Source organism: Micromonospora sp. NPDC049580 (assembly GCF_040675595.1).
Lineage (GTDB): Bacteria > Actinomycetota > Actinomycetes > Mycobacteriales > Micromonosporaceae > Micromonospora.
The window spans coordinates 1-19,319 of record NZ_JBFAPG010000063.1; the positions used below are offsets into that span (position 1 = coordinate 1).

Annotated in this window: 14 protein-coding genes; 11 read left to right on the forward strand and 3 right to left on the reverse strand. The window is 74.2% G+C overall.

All coding sequences use genetic code 11. The features are described from left to right. The 4 genes from dapC to AB0J68_RS08385 form a co-directional block, all read left to right on the forward strand. The coding region (dapC, locus tag AB0J68_RS08370; RefSeq protein WP_354861517.1) for a succinyldiaminopimelate transaminase at positions 1 to 1,045 on the forward strand (1,045 nt) is incomplete at its 5' end. 16 nt (positions 1,046 to 1,061) lie between these two features. After that, positions 1,062 to 2,090, forward strand: coding sequence for a prephenate dehydrogenase/arogenate dehydrogenase family protein (locus AB0J68_RS08375; protein ID WP_363937154.1), 1,029 nt, complete (start codon positions 1,062 to 1,064; stop codon positions 2,088 to 2,090). 10 nt (positions 2,091 to 2,100) lie between these two features. Further along, a complete protein-coding gene (locus AB0J68_RS08380) occupies positions 2,101 to 2,751 on the forward strand; it encodes an SIMPL domain-containing protein (RefSeq protein ID WP_363937156.1) in 651 nt (216 codons plus the stop codon). After that, positions 2,751 to 3,398, forward strand: a complete 648-nt coding sequence (locus AB0J68_RS08385) for a nucleoside/nucleotide kinase family protein (RefSeq protein ID WP_363937158.1) — start codon at positions 2,751 to 2,753, stop codon at positions 3,396 to 3,398. The genes AB0J68_RS08380 and AB0J68_RS08385 overlap by 1 nt, the downstream gene beginning before the upstream one ends. Positions 3,399 to 3,510: 112 nt before the next feature. Here the strand turns inward: AB0J68_RS08385 and AB0J68_RS08390 are convergent, their stop codons facing one another. After that, entirely contained in the window at positions 3,511 to 4,098 is a 588-nt protein-coding gene (locus tag AB0J68_RS08390; RefSeq protein WP_363937161.1) for a sugar O-acetyltransferase, read from the reverse strand. Positions 4,099 to 4,209: 111 nt separating this feature from the next. Between AB0J68_RS08390 and AB0J68_RS08395 the strand changes: the two genes are divergently transcribed. Continuing rightward, positions 4,210 to 7,545, forward strand: a complete 3,336-nt coding sequence (locus AB0J68_RS08395) for a S8 family serine peptidase (protein WP_363937163.1) — start codon at positions 4,210 to 4,212, stop codon at positions 7,543 to 7,545. A gap of 51 nt (positions 7,546 to 7,596) precedes the next feature. On the opposite strand, the gene dapD is transcribed toward AB0J68_RS08395, so the two are convergent. Next, the gene (gene dapD, locus AB0J68_RS08400) at positions 7,597 to 8,556 is read right to left on the reverse strand and encodes a 2,3,4,5-tetrahydropyridine-2,6-dicarboxylate N-succinyltransferase (protein WP_355138138.1); all 960 of its coding nucleotides are present in this window, start codon (positions 8,554 to 8,556) and stop codon (positions 7,597 to 7,599) included. Between the two features lie 78 nt (positions 8,557 to 8,634). Here dapD and dapE point away from each other — a divergent pair, with 78 nt between their 5' ends. Beyond that, the gene (dapE, locus tag AB0J68_RS08405; protein ID WP_354861507.1) at positions 8,635 to 9,708 is read left to right on the forward strand and encodes a succinyl-diaminopimelate desuccinylase; all 1,074 of its coding nucleotides are present in this window, start codon (positions 8,635 to 8,637) and stop codon (positions 9,706 to 9,708) included. A 62-nt stretch (positions 9,709 to 9,770) separates the two neighbouring features. Here dapE and AB0J68_RS08410 read toward each other — a convergent pair whose 3' ends face one another. After that, positions 9,771 to 9,941 (reverse strand): hypothetical protein, encoded by a 171-nt coding sequence (locus AB0J68_RS08410; RefSeq protein WP_354861505.1) that lies wholly within the window; start codon positions 9,939 to 9,941, stop codon positions 9,771 to 9,773. A gap of 154 nt (positions 9,942 to 10,095) precedes the next feature. Here AB0J68_RS08410 and AB0J68_RS08415 point away from each other — a divergent pair, with 154 nt between their 5' ends. From AB0J68_RS08415 to AB0J68_RS08435, 5 genes are all read left to right on the forward strand, one after another. Then, positions 10,096 to 10,959, forward strand: coding sequence for a TIGR00730 family Rossman fold protein (locus tag AB0J68_RS08415; protein ID WP_354861504.1), 864 nt, complete (start codon positions 10,096 to 10,098; stop codon positions 10,957 to 10,959). Continuing rightward, on the forward strand, positions 10,959 to 11,504 hold the full coding sequence (locus tag AB0J68_RS08420) for a TIGR00730 family Rossman fold protein (protein WP_354861502.1): 546 nt from the start codon (positions 10,959 to 10,961) through the stop codon (positions 11,502 to 11,504). Before AB0J68_RS08415 ends, AB0J68_RS08420 begins: the two co-directional genes overlap by 1 nt. A gap of 124 nt (positions 11,505 to 11,628) precedes the next feature. Then, entirely contained in the window at positions 11,629 to 15,333 is a 3,705-nt protein-coding gene (locus AB0J68_RS08425) for an ATP-dependent DNA helicase (RefSeq protein ID WP_363937169.1), read from the forward strand. Next, the gene (locus tag AB0J68_RS08430; protein ID WP_363937170.1) at positions 15,330 to 18,785 is read left to right on the forward strand and encodes an ATP-dependent DNA helicase; all 3,456 of its coding nucleotides are present in this window, start codon (positions 15,330 to 15,332) and stop codon (positions 18,783 to 18,785) included. The genes AB0J68_RS08425 and AB0J68_RS08430 overlap by 4 nt, the downstream gene beginning before the upstream one ends. A 227-nt stretch (positions 18,786 to 19,012) precedes the next feature. After that, entirely contained in the window at positions 19,013 to 19,216 is a 204-nt protein-coding gene (locus AB0J68_RS08435) for a cold-shock protein (RefSeq protein ID WP_101369720.1), read from the forward strand. Positions 19,217 to 19,319: the final 103 nt, after the last annotated feature.

The window sequence follows — 19,319 nt, forward strand, 5'->3', positions numbered from 1 at the left end:
CGCGGCCACGCTGGCCGCGGCGCATCCGGAGGGCCTGATCAACCTCTCCATGGGCACGCCGGTCGACCCGGTTCCGGCGGTGATCCGTCAGGCGTTGGCGGACGCGTCCGACGCCCCGGGTTACCCGCTGACCGCCGGCACCCCGGCCCTGCGCGACGCGATCGCGGCGTGGGTCGCCCGGGCCTGTGGAGCTGGCGTCGACGGTCTCGGCGTCCTGCCGACCATCGGCTCCAAGGAGCTGGTCGCCTGGCTGCCCACCCTGCTCGGCATCGGCCCCGGCGACGTGGTGGTCGTGCCGTCGATCGCGTACCCCACCTACGAGGACGGGGCCCGGCTGGCCGGCGCCACCGTGGTCCGCGCCGACTCGCTCACCGCGGTCGGGCCGACCTCGCGCGTCCGGCTGGTGTGGGTCAACTCGCCCGGTAACCCGACCGGGCGGGTGCTGCCCGCGGCGCACCTGCGCAAGGTCGTCGACTGGGCCCGGGAACGCGGCGCGGTGGTCGCCAGCGACGAGTGCTACCTGCCGTTGGGCTGGTCGGCCGAGCCGGTCTCGGTGCTGTCCCCGCAGGTCTGCGGCGGCGACTACACCGGAGTGCTCGCCGTGCACTCGCTCTCCAAGCGGTCCAACCTCGCCGGCTACCGGGCCGGGTTCGTGGCCGGCGATCCGGCTCTCGTCGCCGAGCTGTTGAAGGTCCGCAAGCACGCCGGCATGATCGTGCCCGCGCCGGTGCAGGCCGCGATGGTGGCCGCCCTTCAGGACGAGCGGCACGCCGCCGAGCAGCGGGAGCGCTACCGCGCCCGGCGCGAGGTGCTGACCGCCGCGTTCACCGGCGCCGGCTTCACGGTCGAGCACTCGGAGGCGGGCCTCTACCTCTGGCTCACCCGCGACGAGGACTGCTGGCAGACGGTCGACTGGCTGGCCCGGCGCGGCATCCTGGTCGCGGCCGGTGTCTTCTACGGCCCCTCCGCGCAGCGGTACGTCCGGGTGGCGCTGACCGAGTCCGACGAGCACGTCGCAGCGGTCGCCGGCCGGCTGCGGGCCTGACCCCGGGCGGCCGGCGATGACCGACGGCGGCACCGGACGGTACGCCAACGTCCGGGCGGCAGTGCTCGGCACCGGCCTGATCGGTGGTTCGCTGCTGCTGCGCCTCGCCGACGCCGGCCTCGACGTGACCGGCTGGGATCCCGACCCGGTGACGCGGGAACAGGCCCGCTCGCGCGGCGTGTCGGCGCCGGCCACGATCGAGCAGGCCGTCGTCGGCCGGGACGTGGTCTTCCTCTGCGGTCCGCTGCCCACCCTGCCCCGGACTCTGGCCCAGGTGGCCGACCTGACCGCGCCGGGTTGTGTGCTGACCGACGTCGGCAGCACCAAGGTCGAGGTGGCTGCGGCCGCCGACGGGCTGGGGCTCACCGACCGTTTCGTACCCGGGCACCCGATGGCGGGCGCGGAGTCCGCCGGCCTGACGGCGGCCTCCCCGACGCTGCTCACCGGTGCCGCCTGGGTGCTCTGCCCGGCGACGGGTGTCGCGACTGTCGCCTTCCGCTGGCTGACCGGGCTGCTGGTGGAGCTGTTCGGTGCCCGGGTGGTGCCGATGTCCGCGCCGGCGCACGACTCGGTGGCCGCGCTCGCGTCGCACGTGCCGCACCTGTTGGCCGGCGCGTTGGCCGGGGCGGTGCAGCGGTCGCCGCTGCGCGACGCCGTGCTGGCGCTGGCCGCGGGCAGCTTCTCCGACGGCACCCGGGTCGCCGGCACACCTGCCGAGCGGACGGCGAACATGCTGCTCGGCAACCGCGAACGGGTCCTGCACGAGCTGGACGAGGTTCGGGTGCTGCTGGACGAGTTGGCCGGCGCGCTGCGTGCTGGCGACGCGTCGGCGCTCGCCGCCGGGTACGCGCAGGCCGGCGCGGCGCGGTCGGCGTTGCGGGGCCGCCGGTTCGCGCCGGCGGACCGCGAGTTCCCCGCCGACGGCGACCATGCCGTCGAGGTGGCCTGGCTGCGCGGGCTGGGCGACGCCGGTGGCCACCTGACGGGATGCCGGATCGGCCCGGACGTCGTCTCCTACCCGGCGTGGCTGCCGGTGGCTGACTAGGCTGGCAGGCATGGCGACGGACGGCCCGGTTGTGCAGGTGCGCGGCGAGGCGACCCGGGAGGTGCCGCCCGAGTTGGCGCGGTTCGCGGTCACCGTGACGGCCCGCGGTCGGGATCGGGAGGCGACGCTGACGCAGCTCGCCGAGCGGGCCGCCGCCGTCCGGGTGCTGCTGGACGGCGCCGAGCCGGCGGTGGCCCGACGGGAGGCCGGCGACCTGTGGGTCCGGCCGCAGACCAAGCGCTCGGGTGAGCGCGTCGTGGGCTGGCTCGGCAGCGTCACCACGACGGTCACCGTCACCGATTTCACCGCTCTGGGTGAGCTGATGCTCCGGCTGGCCGACCAGGACCAGGTCGAGGTGGCCGGCCCCTGGTGGGAGCTGCGCCCGGACAGCCCCGCGCACCGCGAGGCGCGGCACGCCGCGATCGGCGACGCACTGCTGCGCGCCCGGGAGTACGCCGAGGCCCTCGGCGCCCGCGTCACCGCGCTGATCGAGCTGGCCGACGCCGGTCCGGGGGACCGGCCGATGTTCGCCCGCGCGGCCTTCGACGTCGGGGGCGGCGCCGGCGGTGGGGCGCCCGAGCTGGAGCTGGACCCGCGGCCGCAGACCGTGCAGGCGGCGGTGCAGGCCCGGTTCACGATCAGCGATCCGGTGCTGAGCTGATGCCATCGGCCCGGGTGCTGGCCGTCGAGGAGCTGGTGGCGCGGGCGCGGTCACTGGCCGACGCCGGCCCGCGGCAACTGCTCGGCATCACCGGGGCGCCCGGCGCCGGCAAGTCCACCCTGGCCGAGCGGATCGTCGCCGAGGTCGGGCCGAGCGCCCGGCTGGTGCCGATGGACGGCTTCCACCTGGCCCAGTCGCAGCTGGTCCGGTTGGGCCGCGCCGACCGCAAGGGCGCGATCGACACCTTCGACGCCAACGGGTACGTCTCACTGCTGCGCCGGTTGCGCCGGCTGGAGCCGACCTCGGTCTACGCGCCGGAGTTCCGCCGTGAGATCGAGGAGCCGGTGGCCGGGGCGATCGAGGTGCCGCCGTCGGTCCGCCTGGTGGTCACCGAGGGCAACTACCTGCTGGTGCCGGACTTCCCGTGGCAGGAGGTCCGGACGCTGCTGCACGAGGTGTGGTTCCTCGATCTGGACGTCGAGCTGCGCCAGCGCCGGTTGACCGCTCGACACGAGGCGTACGGGCGGTCACCGGAGCAGGCACGGGCCTGGGCGTTGGGCAGCGACGAGGCCAACGCGGCCCGCGTCACCCCCACGGCCGACCGGGCCGACCTGGTGATCCGCCTGCCCGACCTGCCGGTGGCCTGAGCGATTCCGTCAGCCCAGATCCGGGTCGGCCTCGCGAGGGGACGTACTTCGGGATGCGGTTGAGCCGGGTAACGATGCCGCCGTCGAGCGGGATCGTGCCCACGCTGTTCTCCTAGTCGAGTTCGCGGACGGGTCGGGCCGGGTTGCCGACCGCGACCACGTTGGCGGGTAGGTCGCGGGTCACCACCGCTCCCGCGCCGACGACGGTGTTCGCGCCGATCGTCACTCCCGCGAGCACGATCGCGCCGCCGCCGAGCCACACATTGTCGCCGATGGTGATCGGTTTGGCGGCCTCCCACTTGTCGCGGCGCGGGCAGGGTTCCACCGGGTGGGTCGGCGTGAGGAGCTGCACGTTCGGTCCGACCTGGACGTCCGCGCCGATGGTGATCGCCGCGACGTCGAGGAAGACCGCGTTGTAGTTGACGAAGCTGCGGGGCCCGATCCGGATCTGCCAGCCGTAGTCGCAGTAGAACGGTGGACGGATCCAGGTGCCGTCGCCCAGCTCGCCGAGCAGGTCGCGCAGCACCGCGAGCCGCGCCGCCGGATCCGCCGCGAGGCTGGTGTTGAAGCGTTCCATCAACCGGGCGGCCCGGTCCAGGTCGGCGATGAGCTCGGGATCGTCGGCGAGGTAGGGCTCACCCGCGAGCATCTTGTCCTTCATGGAGGTCACCCGGTCGATGATGCCCCGCTGACCTGCCATCAGTTGGCAGGTCCGTTATATTTTAGCCCTCTTTTATGCATACTCGGTATGTAATACTGGCGATGGTCAATGCGTCTCTTCTGGTTACCACGCTCCATCAAGGAGGATCCGTTGCATCGACGCAGCAGAACGATCGCCGCCATCGCCGCCGCAGCCCTCGTGCTGGGCACTCCGGTGATCGCCGCGGCCCAACCACCCGCCAGCACCACCACGGCCACCAGCGCCACCACCAGCGCCACCATCGGCGCCGCCCCGCGCGCCGCGTCCACGACCACCGTCACCCTGCTCACCGGAGACCGGGTCAGCGTCACCGACTCCGGGTCCGCCTCCGTGCGCCCCGGTCCGGGGCGTACGCACCAGCGGTTCGTCACCACCCGCGACCGTGGCCACCTCACGGTGCTGCCGCAGGACGCCCTGCCCCTGGTTCGTGCCGGCCGGGTCGACCGGCGGTTGTTCGACGTGACCGGGCTGATCGCCGCCGGCTACGACGACGCGCGCCGGAACGATCTGCCGGTGCTGGTCGCCGCCGACGCGGGCGCCCGGAAACGCGTCGCGGCGCCCATCGGCCTGACTGTCACGGCGGAGTTGCCGGCCATCGGCGGGTTCGCCGCGACCGCCGACAAGCAGCAGGCCACCACGGTCTGGGCGGCGCTCACCGGCGCCGGTGCCCGGGTCGGCACGGCGGGGGGTGCCGACCGGATCTGGCTCGACGGTCGTCGGCAGGTCACCCTCGACCACAGCGTGCCGCAGATCGGTGCCCCGGCCGCCTACGCGGCCGGCTTCACCGGCCGGGGTGTCCGCGTGGCGGTGCTGGACACCGGGATCGACGCCAGCCACCCCGACCTGAGCGGTCGGATCGCCGAGGCACGGAACTTCACCGAGGCCGCCGACACCGACGACACGGTCGGCCACGGCACGCACGTCGCCTCGATCATCGCGGGCAGTGGCGCCGCCTCCGGTGGCAAGTACCACGGTGTCGCCCCGGACGCCACGCTGCTCAACGGCAAGGTCTGCGAGGAGCAGGGCTGCATGGACTCGGCGATCCTGGCCGGGATGCAGTGGGCGGCCGTCGACCAGCAGGCCGACGTGATCAACATGAGCCTGGGCGGCACCGACACACCCGACGTCGACCCGTTGGAGGCGGCGGTCGAGTCGCTGACCGCGCAGACCGGCGCGCTCTTCGTCCTCTCCGCCGGCAACGACGGCACGGACGGCTCGGTCGGCTCGCCGGGCAGCGCCGAAGCGGCGCTCACCGTCGGCGCGGTGGACCGCGACGACGCGCTGGCCGACTTCTCCAGCCGTGGCCCCCGCGTGGGTGACGGCGGGCTGAAGCCGGACCTGACCGCCCCGGGGGTCGACATCGTCGCCGCCCGTGCCAAGGGCGCGCAGATCGGCGAGCCGGTGGGGGAGGGATATCTCGCGCTCTCCGGCACCTCGATGGCCGCGCCGCACGTCACCGGCGCGGTGGCGCTGCTCGCCCAGCAGCACACGGGTTGGGCGGCGGCCCAGCTCAAGGCGACCCTGATGGCCTCGGCGAAGCCGCACCCGGAGCAGACCGCCTTTCAGCAGGGAGCCGGCCGGGTCGACGTGGCCCGCGCGATCACCCAGCGGGTGACCAGCACCCCGGTCAGCGTCTCCTTCGGTCAGCCGGCCTGGCCGCACGACGACGACACCCCGGTCGCCCGGCAGGTCGACTGGCACAACGACGGCCCGGCCCCACTCACCCTTGACCTGACCCTGGAGGTGACCGGCCCGGACGGCCAACCGGCTCCGGCCGGCATGTTCTCCCTCGGGGCGGGTCAGGTCACCGTGCCCGCCGGCGGCACCGCGGGCACCACGGTCACCGTGGACACCCGGATCGGCACGGACGGCTACTGGACCGGCCGCATCGTGGCCCGCTCCGGCACCGCGGTGGCGGTCACCCCGGTCGCGGTGAACCGGGAGGTGGAGAGCTATCAGCTCACCGTCCGGCACCTCGACGACAGCGGCGCGCCCGCCGAGGGGTTCATCACCACGCTGATCCGGCTGGACACCCTCGACAGCCGCGACCTGTACGACCCGGACGGCACCGTCGAGGTCCGCGTGCCCAAGGGCCGCTACGCGGTGGCCAGCATCGTCTTCAGCGGGGACGTCGGCACGGCCCAACTGGTCCAGCCGGAGCTGGTGTTCGACGGTGACACCAGCGTCACCGTCGACGCCCGCAGGGCACGGCCGGTGCGGACGACCATCCCGGAGCGGACTGCCGTCCCGGATCTGGTGGACATCGGCGCGAACTTCATCACCGAGGACGGCGGCTCGTACGGCTTCGGTCTGCTCGGGTTGGACTTCACCGGGCTGGCCACCGGGCACCTCGGTCGGGTGGTCTCCGGCGCACGGTTCTTCGGCACGGTGAGCAGCCAGTGGCGCAAGCCGGAGGTGGCCAGCAGCCCCTACCTGTACGCGCTCAGCGAGAAGTTCCCCGGCCGCATGCCGGCCGGCTTCGACAAGACCTACCGCCCTCGGGACCTGGCCACGGTCACCCACGAGTTCCGGGGCGGCTATCCCGGCATGGTCTCCGAGCGGGTGGTCTTCCCGCGCCTCGAACCGGACCTGGGCGGCTGGGCGACGGTCCTGCCCACTGCGGTGCCCGGGCACCGCGTCGAGCACTACAACACCAACGGGCTGCGCTGGTCCTCCGAGCTGACGTTCGGCGTGCCCACGGAGGAGGGGTGGCTCGACACCAAGGCGGTGCTGGAGGCCGAACCGAAGGCGTACCGGGCGGGCCGGCACGTCAGGGAGACCTGGAACAGCGCGCCGTACGGGCCGTCCTTCCCCGCGCCGCGCTGGCCGGGCCAGGGCGTCACCCGCCTCGGTGACGAGATCCTGGTGAACCTCCCGCTGCACGGCGACGCCGACGGCCACGCCGGCCGGTCGATCACGGACGCCGGCCGAACCGCCCTGTACCGCAACGGCGTCCTGGTCGACGAGCTGACCGAGCCGGGGTACGGCCAGTTCACGGTGCCGCCCGGCGTCGCGGACTACCGGCTGGAGGTGTCGACGAAGCGCAGCTTCACCGACCTGAGCACCGAGGTCGGGGCGGCGTGGACGTTCCGGTCCGGGCACGTGCCCGGCGACGACTACCGGCCACTGCCGGTGTCGGCGATCCGGTTCACGCCTGCGCTGGACCGGAACAACGCCGCCGCGGCCGGCCGGAGCCTGGTCATCCCGGTGCAGGTGCAGCCACAGCCCGGTGCCCCCGGATCGCGCGTGACCGGGCTGCGGGTGGACGTCTCCTACGACGGCGGTCGGACCTGGCGACCCGCCCGGGTCCGGCACGGCGGCCACGGCTGGACGGCCACCGTCCGGCATCCGGCGGCACCCGGCCACGTGTCCCTGCGGGCCACCGCTCGGGACGCCGCCGGCAACACGGTGACCGAACGGATCATCCAGGCGTACCGGTTGCGCTGAGGCGTACCCCCGTCGGGTCCGCGGTCGAGCGCCGCGGACCCGGCGGGGCCGTCAGTCGTTGGCGTGCAGGGCGGCGTTCAGTTCGATGCCCCGGCCGGTGCGCGGGCGGGCCTCCAGCGCGCCCGTCACCGAGTTGCGCCAGAACAGCAGGCCGTCGACGCCGGACAGCTCCCGGGCCTTGACCACGCGGCCGTCCGGGAGGGTGATCTTCGACGCGGCGGTGATGTAGCAGCCGGCCTCGACCACGCAGTCGTCGCCGAGCGAGATCCCGACGCCGGCGTTCGCGCCGACCAGGCTGCGCTCGCCGATGCTGACCTTCTCGGTGCCGCCACCGGAGAGGGTGCCCATGATCGAGGCGCCACCGCCGATGTCGGAGCCGTCGCCGACCAGCACGCCCTGCACGATCCGCCCCTCGACCATCGAGGTGCCCGCGGTGCCGGCGTTGAAGTTGACGAAGCCCTCGTGCATCACTGTGGTGCCGGCGGCCAGGTGGGCGCCGAGCCGGACCCGGTCCGCGTCGGCGATCCGCACACCGGAGGGCACCACGTAGTCGGTCATCCGGGGGAACTTGTCCACCCCGTACACCGACAGGTGGCGACCCGCCGCCCGCTCGATCACCCGCAGCTCGTCCACCCGCTCCGGCGGGCACGGCCCGGCGGACGTCCAGGCCACGTTGGCGAGCTTGCCGAAGATGCCGTCGAGGTTGATCTGGTTGGGCCGCACCAGGCGGTGGGAGAGCAGGTGCAACCGGAGGTACGCGTCGGAGGCGTCCTTGATCGGGTCGTCCAGCGAGCCGATCACGGTGACCACCTGGACGGTACGCAGACCGGGCAGCGACCGGTCGCCCAGCGCGCCCGGCGGCAGGTCCAGCACGTCCGACTCGCCCTCGCCGGCGACCAGCGGCAGCTCACCCAGGCCCAGCTTGCCGGTCGGATACCAGGTGTCGAGCACCTGCCCGTCGGCGGTGACGGTGGCCAGGCCGATGCCCCAGGCGGAATCTGCGGACGTCACTGTTGCACCTCTCGGTCGCGGCCAGGCCGGCCTCGGCTCGCTCCTCGCGCTGACAGACCTGAAGGTACCGTGCGATCCATGCAGAACCCGCTGACCCCCGAGGTCCTCGCCGATCCGGTGCAGCTGACCCGCGTACTGGTCGACATAGAGTCCGTGTCCCTCAACGAGAAGGCGATCGCCGACTTCGTCGAGGAGGTGCTGCGGGGCGTACCGCACCTGTCCACGCACCGACACGGCAACACCGTGATGGCCCGCACCGACCTCGGCCGGTCGCAGCGCGTCGTGCTCGCCGGTCACCTGGACACCGTGCCGCTGAACAACAACTTCCCGTCGACCATGCGCGGCGACCTGATGTACGGCTGCGGAACCTCCGACATGAAGTCCGGCGTCGCGTACGCCCTGCACCTGGCCGTGACGCTGCCCGACCCGCGCTACGACGTGACGTACCTCTTCTACGAGGCCGAGGAGATCGAGTCGCGCTACAACGGGCTCAACCTCGTCGCGCAGGCGTTCCCGGAGTGGCTGGAGGCGGACTTCGCGGTGCTGCTGGAGCCGACGTACGGCATCGTCGAGGCGGGCTGCCAGGGCACCATGCGGTCGGTGGTCACCACGACCGGCGTCCGCGCCCACTCGGCGCGCTCCTGGCACGGCGTGAACGCGATCCACGCTGCCGGTGAGGTGCTGCGCCGTCTCCAGACGTACGAGGCACGCCGGGTCACCATCGACGGCTGCGACTACCGCGAGGGCATGAACGCGGTACGGATCAACGGTGGCGTGGCCGGCAACGTGGTCCCGGACCACTGCGAGATCGAGGTCAACTACCGGTTCGCCCCGGACCGCACCCCCGCCGAGGCGGAGGCGCACCTGCGTGAGGTGTTCGCCGGCTTCGAGGTGCGGGTGACCGACACCGCTGCGGGTGCCGCCCCGGGGCTGGAGGCGGCCCCGGCGAAGGAGTTCCTGGCCGCGGTCGGCGCCGCGCCGATCGGCAAGCTGGGCTGGACGGACGTGGCCCGGTTCGCGGCCATGGGGATCCCCGCGCTGAACTTCGGCCCGGGCGACCCGAACCTCGCCCACCACCCCGACGAGCACGTCGAGATCAGCAAGATCCGTGACGGCGCGGCGACGCTGCACCGCTGGCTCGCCCCGGCCTGACCTGGTCGGGCCCGTTCCGGGCTGGCCGGTCGGCCCTGTTTCCGGCGATCAAGAGGTTCGCGTCAGCCTGGCCCGTTGTCGGCGGCGCGAACCTCTTGATCGGCTCCGGATCCGGTGGCGGCGGGCGACAGGGCGGGGTCGAGGTCACGGGCGCGGCGGCGCTCGGCCACCACGTCGTGGATCCGTCGCTGCATCAGTCGACGGATCCGGATCATCTCGCTGTTGCTGATCACGCTGTCTCCTCCCCCGAAGGCGCGCGCCCGGGCATACCCGGTATGTGAATAGTAAGACGTACGGGGAAGCCAAATAGTTGCCCATGATCGCGAACTATTTCTCGGCGTCCGCGCCCCGCACACCCGGCGTGTGCGGCTCCACTACGGTTGCTTCATGAGCCAGAACAACGGGCGGGAGGCCGGCCGCGGCCCGGGGCAGGAGCGGCACCGGGGCGCCGTCACGCTGCGCCGGGGGGCGATCCCGAGCAGCACCGCCGACCAGCGGCTGCTGGACTCGCGCGGGCGCGAAGACTGGAAGACCAGGGACGCCTGGCGGGCACTGCGCATCCTCTCCGAGTTCGTCGAGGGCTTCGACACCCTCGCCGACCTGCCGCCGGCGGTCAGCGTCTTCGGTTCGGCCCGCAGCGGCCCGGACACGGCCGAGTGCCGGCTGGCCGAGGAGATGGGCGGCGCGCTCGCGCGGGCCGGTTACGCGGTGATCACCGGGGGTGGCCCGGGAGTGATGGAGGCCGCCAACCGGGGCGCCACCGAGGCCGGCGGGCTCTCCGTCGGGCTCGGCATCGAGCTGCCGTTCGAGCAGGGCATCAACGACTGGGTCGACCTGGCCATCGACTTCCGCTACTTCTTCGCCCGCAAGACCATGTTCGTCAAGTACGCGCAGGCGTTCGTGGTGCTCCCCGGCGGGTTCGGCACCATGGACGAGCTGTTCGAGGCGCTCACCCTGGTGCAGACCGGCAAGGTCACCCGGTTCCCGGTCGTGCTGATGGGGGTCGCCTACTGGCAGGGGCTGCTCGACTGGCTGCGCGACACGATGGCCGCCAGCGGCAAGATCGGCCCGGTCGACCTGGATCTGATCTGCCTCACCGACGACGTCAACGCGGCCGTCCGCCACATCGTCGAGGCCGAGGCGGCGCTCTCGGTCGAGCAGGAGGCGGTCCGCGACGAGGCGGTGGCGCGTACCGGCGCCGACCAGCAGGCCGCCGCCGAGCAGGCCCCCGACCGGCCTCGGGAGGGCTGATGGCGGCGGTCTGCGTCTTCTGCGCCTCGTCCCGCACCCTGGACCAACGCTGGCTCGACCTCGCCACGGAGACCGGCGCGGAGCTGGCCCGGCGCGGGCACACGCTGGTCAGCGGCGGTGGTTGCGTCGGCATGATGGGCGCGGTGGCCGACGGCGCGCGGGCCGCCGGCGGGTACACCGTGGGCGTCATCCCGCAGGCGCTCGTCGATCTGGAGGTCGCCGACCTGGCCTCGGACGAGCTGCTGGTGACCGACTCGATGGCCGACCGCAAGACCCTGATGATCGACAGGTCGGACGCGTTCCTCGCCCTGCCGGGCGGCCTGGGCACACTGGATGAGCTGTTCGAGGTCTGGACCACCGCCACCCTCGCCCTGCACACCAAGCCGATGGTGCTGATCGACACCGACGGCTTCTACCGGCCCCTGCTCGACTGGCTCACCACCCTCACCGACCAACACTTCCTCAAACCCGCCGGGCGCAACCTGCTGACCGTGGTCGCCACGGTCCCCGAAGCCCTAAAAGCACTGGAGTCCCACCTACCCTGACTCCGGGTCCCACCCGGTCGGTCATGAGGGTGGCGGCAGGGCCGTCGGCGTGTCGTGCCGCCACCTCCATGACCGGCGCGGGTGGGGTGGGGTTGGTGTCGTAGGGGGGTGATGGGATTTGGGGATGCAGGCGTACCGGTTGGTGCGGCGGCCCGGGGGGCCGGCGCGGGGGGACGGGGACGCGTCGGACGGCGGCGTCGCCGTGCCGAGTGGCGACGGTGCGGTCGCCGGTGAGGTCGAGGCCGCCGGCACACCCGGGCCGGCGAGCCTCCGCTGGCGTGTCGATCCCGTCCAGCAGGAGGTCGTCGCGCACACCGACGGGCCGATGCTGGTGCTCGGCGGTCCCGGCACCGGCAAGACCAGCACCCTCGTCGAGGCGGTCGCCGCCCGGGTCGCCGAGGGGGTCGATCCCGAGCGGATCCTGGTGCTGACCTTCGGTCGCCGCGGCGCCACCACGCTGCGCCAGCGCATCGAGGCCCGGGTCGCACAGGACGGCTACCGCGTGCTGCGCGAGCCGCTGGTGCGCACCTTCCCGGCGTACGCCTTCGGGCTGCTGCGCCGGGCCGCCGCCGAACGTGGCGAGCCGTCGCCCCGGCTACTCACCGGCCCCGAGCAGGATCTGATCATCCGCGAGCTGCTGGACGTGGTGGGCGAGGAGCCCGAGGACGACCCGGTCGGCTGGCCCACCGACCTGCGCCCGGCACTGCGGACCCGGGCCTTCGCCGGTCAGTTGCGCGACCTGCTCATGCGCGCCGCCGAGCGCGGGGTGGGTCCGGTCGACCTGGCCCGGCTGGGCGAGAAGCTCGGCCGCGCCGACTGGCCGGCCGCCGCCCGCTTCCTGCGGGAGTACGTCGCGGTGCTCGCGCTGCGCGACGTCAGCAACCGGGGCTCGATCGCGTACGACCCGGCCGAGCTGGTCCGGGCCGCCACCGGTCTGCTGCGCGACGACGAGGAGCTGCTGGCCGCCGAGCGCCGCCGCCTCGCCCACGTGTACGTCGACGAACTGGCCGACACCGACCCCGCCCAGCACGAACTGCTCTCGGTCATCGCCGGAGGGGGCAAGTCGCTCGTCGCGTTCGCCGACCCCGACTCCTCCACGTACGCCTTCCGCGGTGCGGACCCGGCCGGCGTGACCACGTTCGGGCACCGTTTCCGGACGGCCTCCGGCGCACCGGCCGCGCAGGTGCTGCTGAGCACGTCGTACCGGGCCGGCCCGGTCCTGCTCGCCGCGATGGCCCGACTGGGCCGCCGGCTGCGCGGTCCGATGGCGCACCGCCGGCTGCGCCCACTGCCGGACGCCCCGGCCGGTGTGGTCGAGGTGCACACGTTCCGGTCGGCGACCAGCGAGGCCGCCTGGCTGGCCCACGCGCTGCGCGCCGCGCACCTGCTCGACGGCGTCCCGTGGTCGCGGATGGCGGTGCTGGTGCGATCGACGGCGTTGCAGTTGCCCACCCTGCAACGCGCTCTGCACGCCGCCGGCGTCCCGACCGTGGTGCACGGCGAGGACCTGCCCCTGCACCTGCAACCCGCGGTGGTGCCGCTGCTGCTCCTGCTGCGCTGCGCACTGGAACCGGACCGGCTGGACGAGGAGGCGGCCGTCGCGCTGCTGCACTCGCCGCTGGGCGGGGCGGACCCGCTGGCCGAACGACGGCTGCGTCAGGGCCTGCGCGCCCTGGCGCTGGCCGGGGGCGACCGCCGTCCGTCCGGGGAGCTGATCGTCGAGGCGCTGCGCGATCCGACGGACCTGGCCGGCATCGACCGACGGTGGGCGGAGCCGGCGCAGGCGGTGGCCGGGCTGCTCGCCACCGCCCGGGACGCCGCGGCCCAACCCGGCGCGACCGCCGAGACCGTGCTCTGGGAGGTCTGGGACGCCAGCGGGCTGGCCGAGCGCTGGGCCGGCGCGATCGCCCAGGGGCGGCCGGCGGCCGGCGAGGGCGACCTGGCCCGACGCCGGCGAGCCGAAGCTGCCGACCGGGACCTGGACGCCGTGCTGGTGCTCTTCGACGCGGCGGCCCGCTTCACCGACCGGCTGCCCGGCGCCCGCACCGAGGTCTTCCTCGACCACGTGCTCGCCCAGGACCTGCCGGCGGACACCATCGCGCCGACCGCCGACCGGGGCGCGGCGGTACGACTGCTCACCGCGCACGCCGCAAAGGGCCTGGAGTGGGACCTGGTCGCTATCGCCGGCGTGCAGGAGGGCATCTGGCCGGACCTGCGCCTGCGCGGCAGCCTGCTCGGCTCCGAACGGCTGGTCGACGTGCTGGCCGGCCGGTCTGTTGGCGGCGCCCGGGCGGCGACCGTGGTGGGCCAGACCTCGGCGCTGCTGGACGAGGAGCGCCGGCTCTTCCACGTCGCCATCAGCCGTGCCCGCCACCGTCTGCTGGTCAGCGCCGTGGCGTCGGCGGCGGTCGGCGGCGACGACCACGAGGAGCAGCCCAGCCGCTTCCTGCACGAACTGGGCCCGAGCACGCCGCCGAGCACGCCCGGCCCGCCGCCCGCGCCGCCGAGCACGCCCGGCCCGCCGCCCGTGCCGCCGAGCACGCCCGGCCCGCGCACCGGCCCCCCGAGCGGCGGCCCCGCCGCCGGTTCACCGGACGACACCCCCTCCGCCGAGGCCGTGACAGGTGGCGGCGCGACCGGCGGCGTGACCGGTGGCGGCGCGACCGGCGGCGTGACCGGTGACGGCGCGACCGGCGGCGGGACCGGTGGCGGCGTGGTCGGCAACGGCGAACCAGCTCGGGTGGCAGCCCCGGCGGCCGGGAACGACGGCGCTGAGGGCGCGGACGACGACGAGCCGGACCAGCCCGGCGCGCTGCCGGTCACCCGGCCGCCCCGGGCGCTCACCCTGCCGGCGCTGGTCGCCGAACTGCGTACCGCCATCACCGACCCGGCCGCACCGGCGGCCCGGCGGCGCGCCGCGGCGGCCGAGCTGGCGCGGCTCGCCGCCGCGGGTGTGCCCGGCGCGCACCCGGACGACTGGTGGGGGCTGCGGGCGCTCTCCGACGACCGGCCGCTGGTCGACGAGGGGGCGCCGGTGCGGGTCACCCCGTCGGCGATGGAGAGCGCGCTGCGGTGCAGCCTGCGCTGGCTCCTGGAACGGCACGGCGGCAGCGGTCCGACCAGCACCGCGCAGGGGGTGGGCAATCTGGTGCACGCCGCCGCGATGCTCGCCGAGGACGCCAGCGCCGACCGGGGCGCCCTGCTCGACTACGTGGCCGCCCGGTTCGACGCGATCGAGTTGGCCGCCCGATGGATGGCCGGCCCCGAGCGGGAGCGCGCCGAGGCGATGGTCGACAAGCTGCTGCGCTGGCTGGCCACCAACCCGCGCCGGCTGCTCGCCATCGAACACGAGTTCGCGGTCCGCCTGGACGATCCGCAGCGACCGGTCGACCTGACCGGGCGGGTCGACCGGCTGGAGGTCGACGAGGCCGGCCGGCTGGTGGTTATCGACCTCAAGACCGGCAAGTCGACCGCGGTGACCGGCTCCGAACTGGCCGAGCACCCGCAGCTCGGCGCGTACCAGGCGGCGGTGGAGGCGGGCGCGTTCGCCGAGTTCGGCGACGAGTCCGGCGGCGCGGCGCTGGTGCAGCTCGGTACGTCCGCGAAGGATGCCCGGGAGCAGAATCAGCCGGCGGCGGGCGAGGGCCCGGCGGCCGGCTGGGCGACGGCGCTGGTCCGGCGGACCGCCGATACGATGGCAGCCGCCACGTTCGCCGCGGTGGCCAACTCGAAGTGCCGGGTCTGCCCGGTGCGCACCAGCTGCCCGGTCTCCGGGCAGGGGCGCCAGGTGGTCGAGCCGCCGACCGTCCGACGTCCGGAGAACCCATGACCCAGCCCACCCTGTTCGGCGCGGGCCCCGCGCCGACGCCCCGGCTGGCGGACTCCGGGCCCCGGTACACCCCGGTGGAGCTGGCCAAACTGCTGCGGCTGCCGGCGCCCACCCGGGAACAGGCCGCGATCATCGCCGCTCCGGTGGAGCCGCTGCTGGTGGTGGCGGGGGCCGGGTCCGGCAAGACCGAGACGATGGCCGCACGGGTGGTCTGGCTGGTGGCCAACTCGTACGTGCGCCCGGAGCAGATCCTCGGGCTGACCTTCACCCGTAAGGCGGCCGGTGAGCTGGCCCACCGGGTCCGCACCCGGCTCGACCAGTTGATCCGCCGCCTCGGCCGGCAGGGTCGCGACCCGCTGGACGACCCGCTCGCCGGTGAGCCCACCGTCTCCACCTACCACTCGTACGCCGGGCGGATCGTCACCGAGCACGGTCTGCGGGCCGGCTACGAGCCGTCCACCCGACTGCTCACCGAGGCGTCCCGGTGGCAGTTGGTCGACCTGCTGGTGCGCAACTATGACGGTGACATGTCCGAGGTGGACCGGATGCCGAGCACCATCACCGACGCGGTGCTGGCGCTCGCCGGCGAGCTGGACGAGCACCTGGTCGCACCGGACCAACTGGCCGCCTGGACCGGCCGGTTCTTCGCCGAGGTGCAGTCGCGGCCGGGCCGGGTGTACGCCGACGTGCGCAAGGCGCTCGCCCTGCAACAGACCCGGCTGCGCCTGCTGCCGCTGGTGCGGGCGTACGCCCGGCGCAAGCTGGACTTCGAGGCGATGGACTTCGCCGACCAGCTCGCCCGGGCGGCGCGGGTGGCCCGGGATCACCCCGGGGTTGGCGAGATCGAGCGGGACCGTTTCCGGGTGGTGCTGCTCGACGAGTACCAGGACACGAGCCACGCGCAGGTGGTGCTGCTCAACGCGCTGTTCGGTGGCGGGCACCCGGTGACGGCGGTGGGTGACCCGTGCCAGTCCATCTACGGCTGGCGGGGCGCCAGCGCGGGCACCCTCGACCGGTTCCCCACTGAGTTCGCCCGCGCCGACGGTCAGCCGGCCCCGGCGCTCGGGCTCACCACCAGCTGGCGTAACCGTCCGGAGATCCTCCGGGTGGCGAACGCCCTGTCCACGCCGTTGCGCGCGGCCGGCGCCCGGGTGCCGGAGCTGCGTTCCGCGCTGACCGTCCGCGACCCGATTCCGCACCGCAGCCCCGGCGGGGCGGCCGGTGGCACGGTGCACTGCGCGCTGCTGCCCACGTACGCCGACGAGGCGGCGTGGATCGCCGACAGTGTGCTCGCCGCCTGGCGCGGCGCGGCCCGGATGCCCGGCGCGGCGCCGGAGCACATCCCGGTGGCGCAGCGGCCGACGACCGCTGTGCTGGTCCGGGTCCGCAGCCAGATCCCGGCGATCGAGTCGGCGTTGCGCGAGCGCGGCCTGCCGGTGGAGGTGGTGGGCCTCGGCGGTCTGCTGGACACTCCCGAGGTCCGCGACGTGGTGTGCACCCTGCGCGTGCTGGCCGACCCGACCGACGGGGCCGCGCTGCTGCGGCTGCTCACCGGCGCCCGCTGGCGGATCGGGCCGCGTGACCTGGTGGCGCTGCACCGGCGGGCCCGGGCCATCGCCAACGCCCGACGCCAGGTGGCCGCCGACGACACCTCGGACATCACCCCCGACCTGCTGGACGAGGCGACCCTGGTGGAGGCGCTGGCCGACCTCGGCCCGGCGCAGGCGTACTCGGCGGAGGGGTTCGCGCGGCTGCGGGCGTACGGCATGGAGTTGGCGCTGTTGCGCTACCGCCTGGACCAGGCCCTGCCGGATCTGATCGCGGACATCGAGCGGACCATCGGCCTGGACGTGGAGGTCGCGGTGCGCGCCGGCCGCGACGGCGCCGGCGACGCCGGCCTGGCCCGGGGGCACCTGGACGCCCTGGGTGACGTGGCGGCCCGTTTCAGCGGAGAGACGCCCGGCGCGACGCTGTCCGGCTTCCTGTCCTACCTGGCCGCCGCCGAGGACGAGGAGCGCGGTCTCGCCCCGGGCGAGGTCGAGGTCGTGGAGGGCGCGGTGCAGGTGGTCACCGCGCACGCCGCGAAGGGTCTGGAGTGGGACGTGGTGGCGGTGGCCGGGCTGTGCCGTGGGTCGTGGCCCGGGCCGGTGCGCAACTCCGACCACTGGCTGGGCGGGCTCGGTGTGCTGCCGTTCCCGCTGCGCGGCGACGCCGACGGGTTGCCCGAGCTGGCGCTCGACGAGGCGGCCGACCAGCGGGCGGTGGCCCGGGCGGTGGCCGACTTCACCGACGCCTGGCGGGCCCACGACGAGCGGGAGGAGCGCCGCCTGACGTATGTGGCGGTCACTCGCCCGCGTCGGCTGCTGCTGTGCTCCGGGTACTGGTGGGGGGAGGGCACGAAGCGGCCGCGAGGTCCGTCGGTCTTCCTGCGCGAGGTGTACGACGCCTGCCTGGACGGCGGCCCGGGGCACCTGGTCGACGCGTGGGCGCCGGAGCCCACCCCGGACGCCACGAACCCGACGGCCGAGGTGGTGCTGCGCGCGGAGTGGCCGGCCGACCCGCTGGGTGGCCGCCGACCCGCGCTGGCCGAGGCGGCCGGGCTGGTGCGCCGCCTGATGACCGACGGCCCGGCGGCGGCGCTCCCCGGGCCGGTGCTCCCCGGGCCGGTGCTCCCCGGGCCGGTGCTCGCCGGGTCGGGAACGCCGATCGGGTCCGAAGCCGAGCCGGTCGAGCCGGTCGAGCCCGAGGTGGATCCGGAGGTGGCGCGCTGGCAGCGCGAGGCGGACCTGTTGTTGGCGGAGCGCGCCGAGCTGACCCGGCTCTCCGGTGCGGTCGAGGTGGCTCTGCCCGGGGCGCTGAGCGTCACCCAGCTGGTCGCGCTGCGGCGCGATCCGGCGGCGCTGGCCCGTACGCTGCGTCGCCCGGTGCCGACCGAGCCCAACCCGTACGCCCGCCGGGGTACCGCCTTCCACGCCTGGTTGGAGCAGCGCTTCGGCGCCGACCGCCTGCTGGACCTGGACGAGCTGCCGGGCGCGGCTGACGCCGACGCCGCACCCGACGAGGCTCTGGTCGAGCTTCAGGAGCGCTTCCTGGCCAGCGAGTGGGCCGACCGGTCGCCGGTGGAGGTGGAGGTGCCGTTCGCCACGGTGATCGCCGGAGTGGTGGTGCGGGGCCGGATGGACGCGGTCTTCGCCCGGCCGGGTGGCCGGTTCGACGTGGTCGACTGGAAGACCGGGGCGCAGCCCACCGGGCCGGCCGCCGAGGTGGCCGCCGTGCAGCTGGCCGTGTACCGGCTGGCCTGGGCGGAGCTGGCCGGCGTGCCGGTCGACCGGGTGGGCGCGGCGTTCCACTACGTCCGGCACGGGGTGACCGTCCGGCCCGCCGACCTGCTCGATGTGACTGGCCTCACAGCCTTGATCGCCCAGTTGCCCGAAGATTCCGCCCAAGCTTGACCATGACGGGGGAAGCTGTGGTAGCTTATCCGGGTTGCAGTTTTGGTTACCAGAGACTCTGTGTGCGCCTGGCGGGAATTGTGGCCCCAGGCGCTCTTTGTTGTGTCCGGAGTTCTCCGGGCGGGGCGACCAGAAGCGACAGGCGATTCGCGCATCCCCGCGCGGAGCGCTCCTCTTCGGGCACACAACAAGTGTGTGTCCGACGTTCCGTCAAGGAGACGAAACACATGGCTATTGGCACCGTGAAGTGGTTCAACGCTGACAAGGGCTTCGGCTTCATCACCCCGGACGGCGGCGGCGCTGACGTCTTCGCCCACTTCTCGGCGATCCAGTCCTCCGGCTACCGGAGCCTGGACGAGAACCAGCGGGTCGAGTTCGAGGTGACCCAGGGCCAGAAGGGCCCGCAGGCGGAGAACATCCGCCCGATCTGATCTTCGGATCGGTCAGCATTACCTGTCGCGCCCTCCGGGTGTGACGGTGACGGGACCGGCCCGCCCCGCCCCGCCTGCGTCCGCAGGCGGCGGCCCGGCGGCG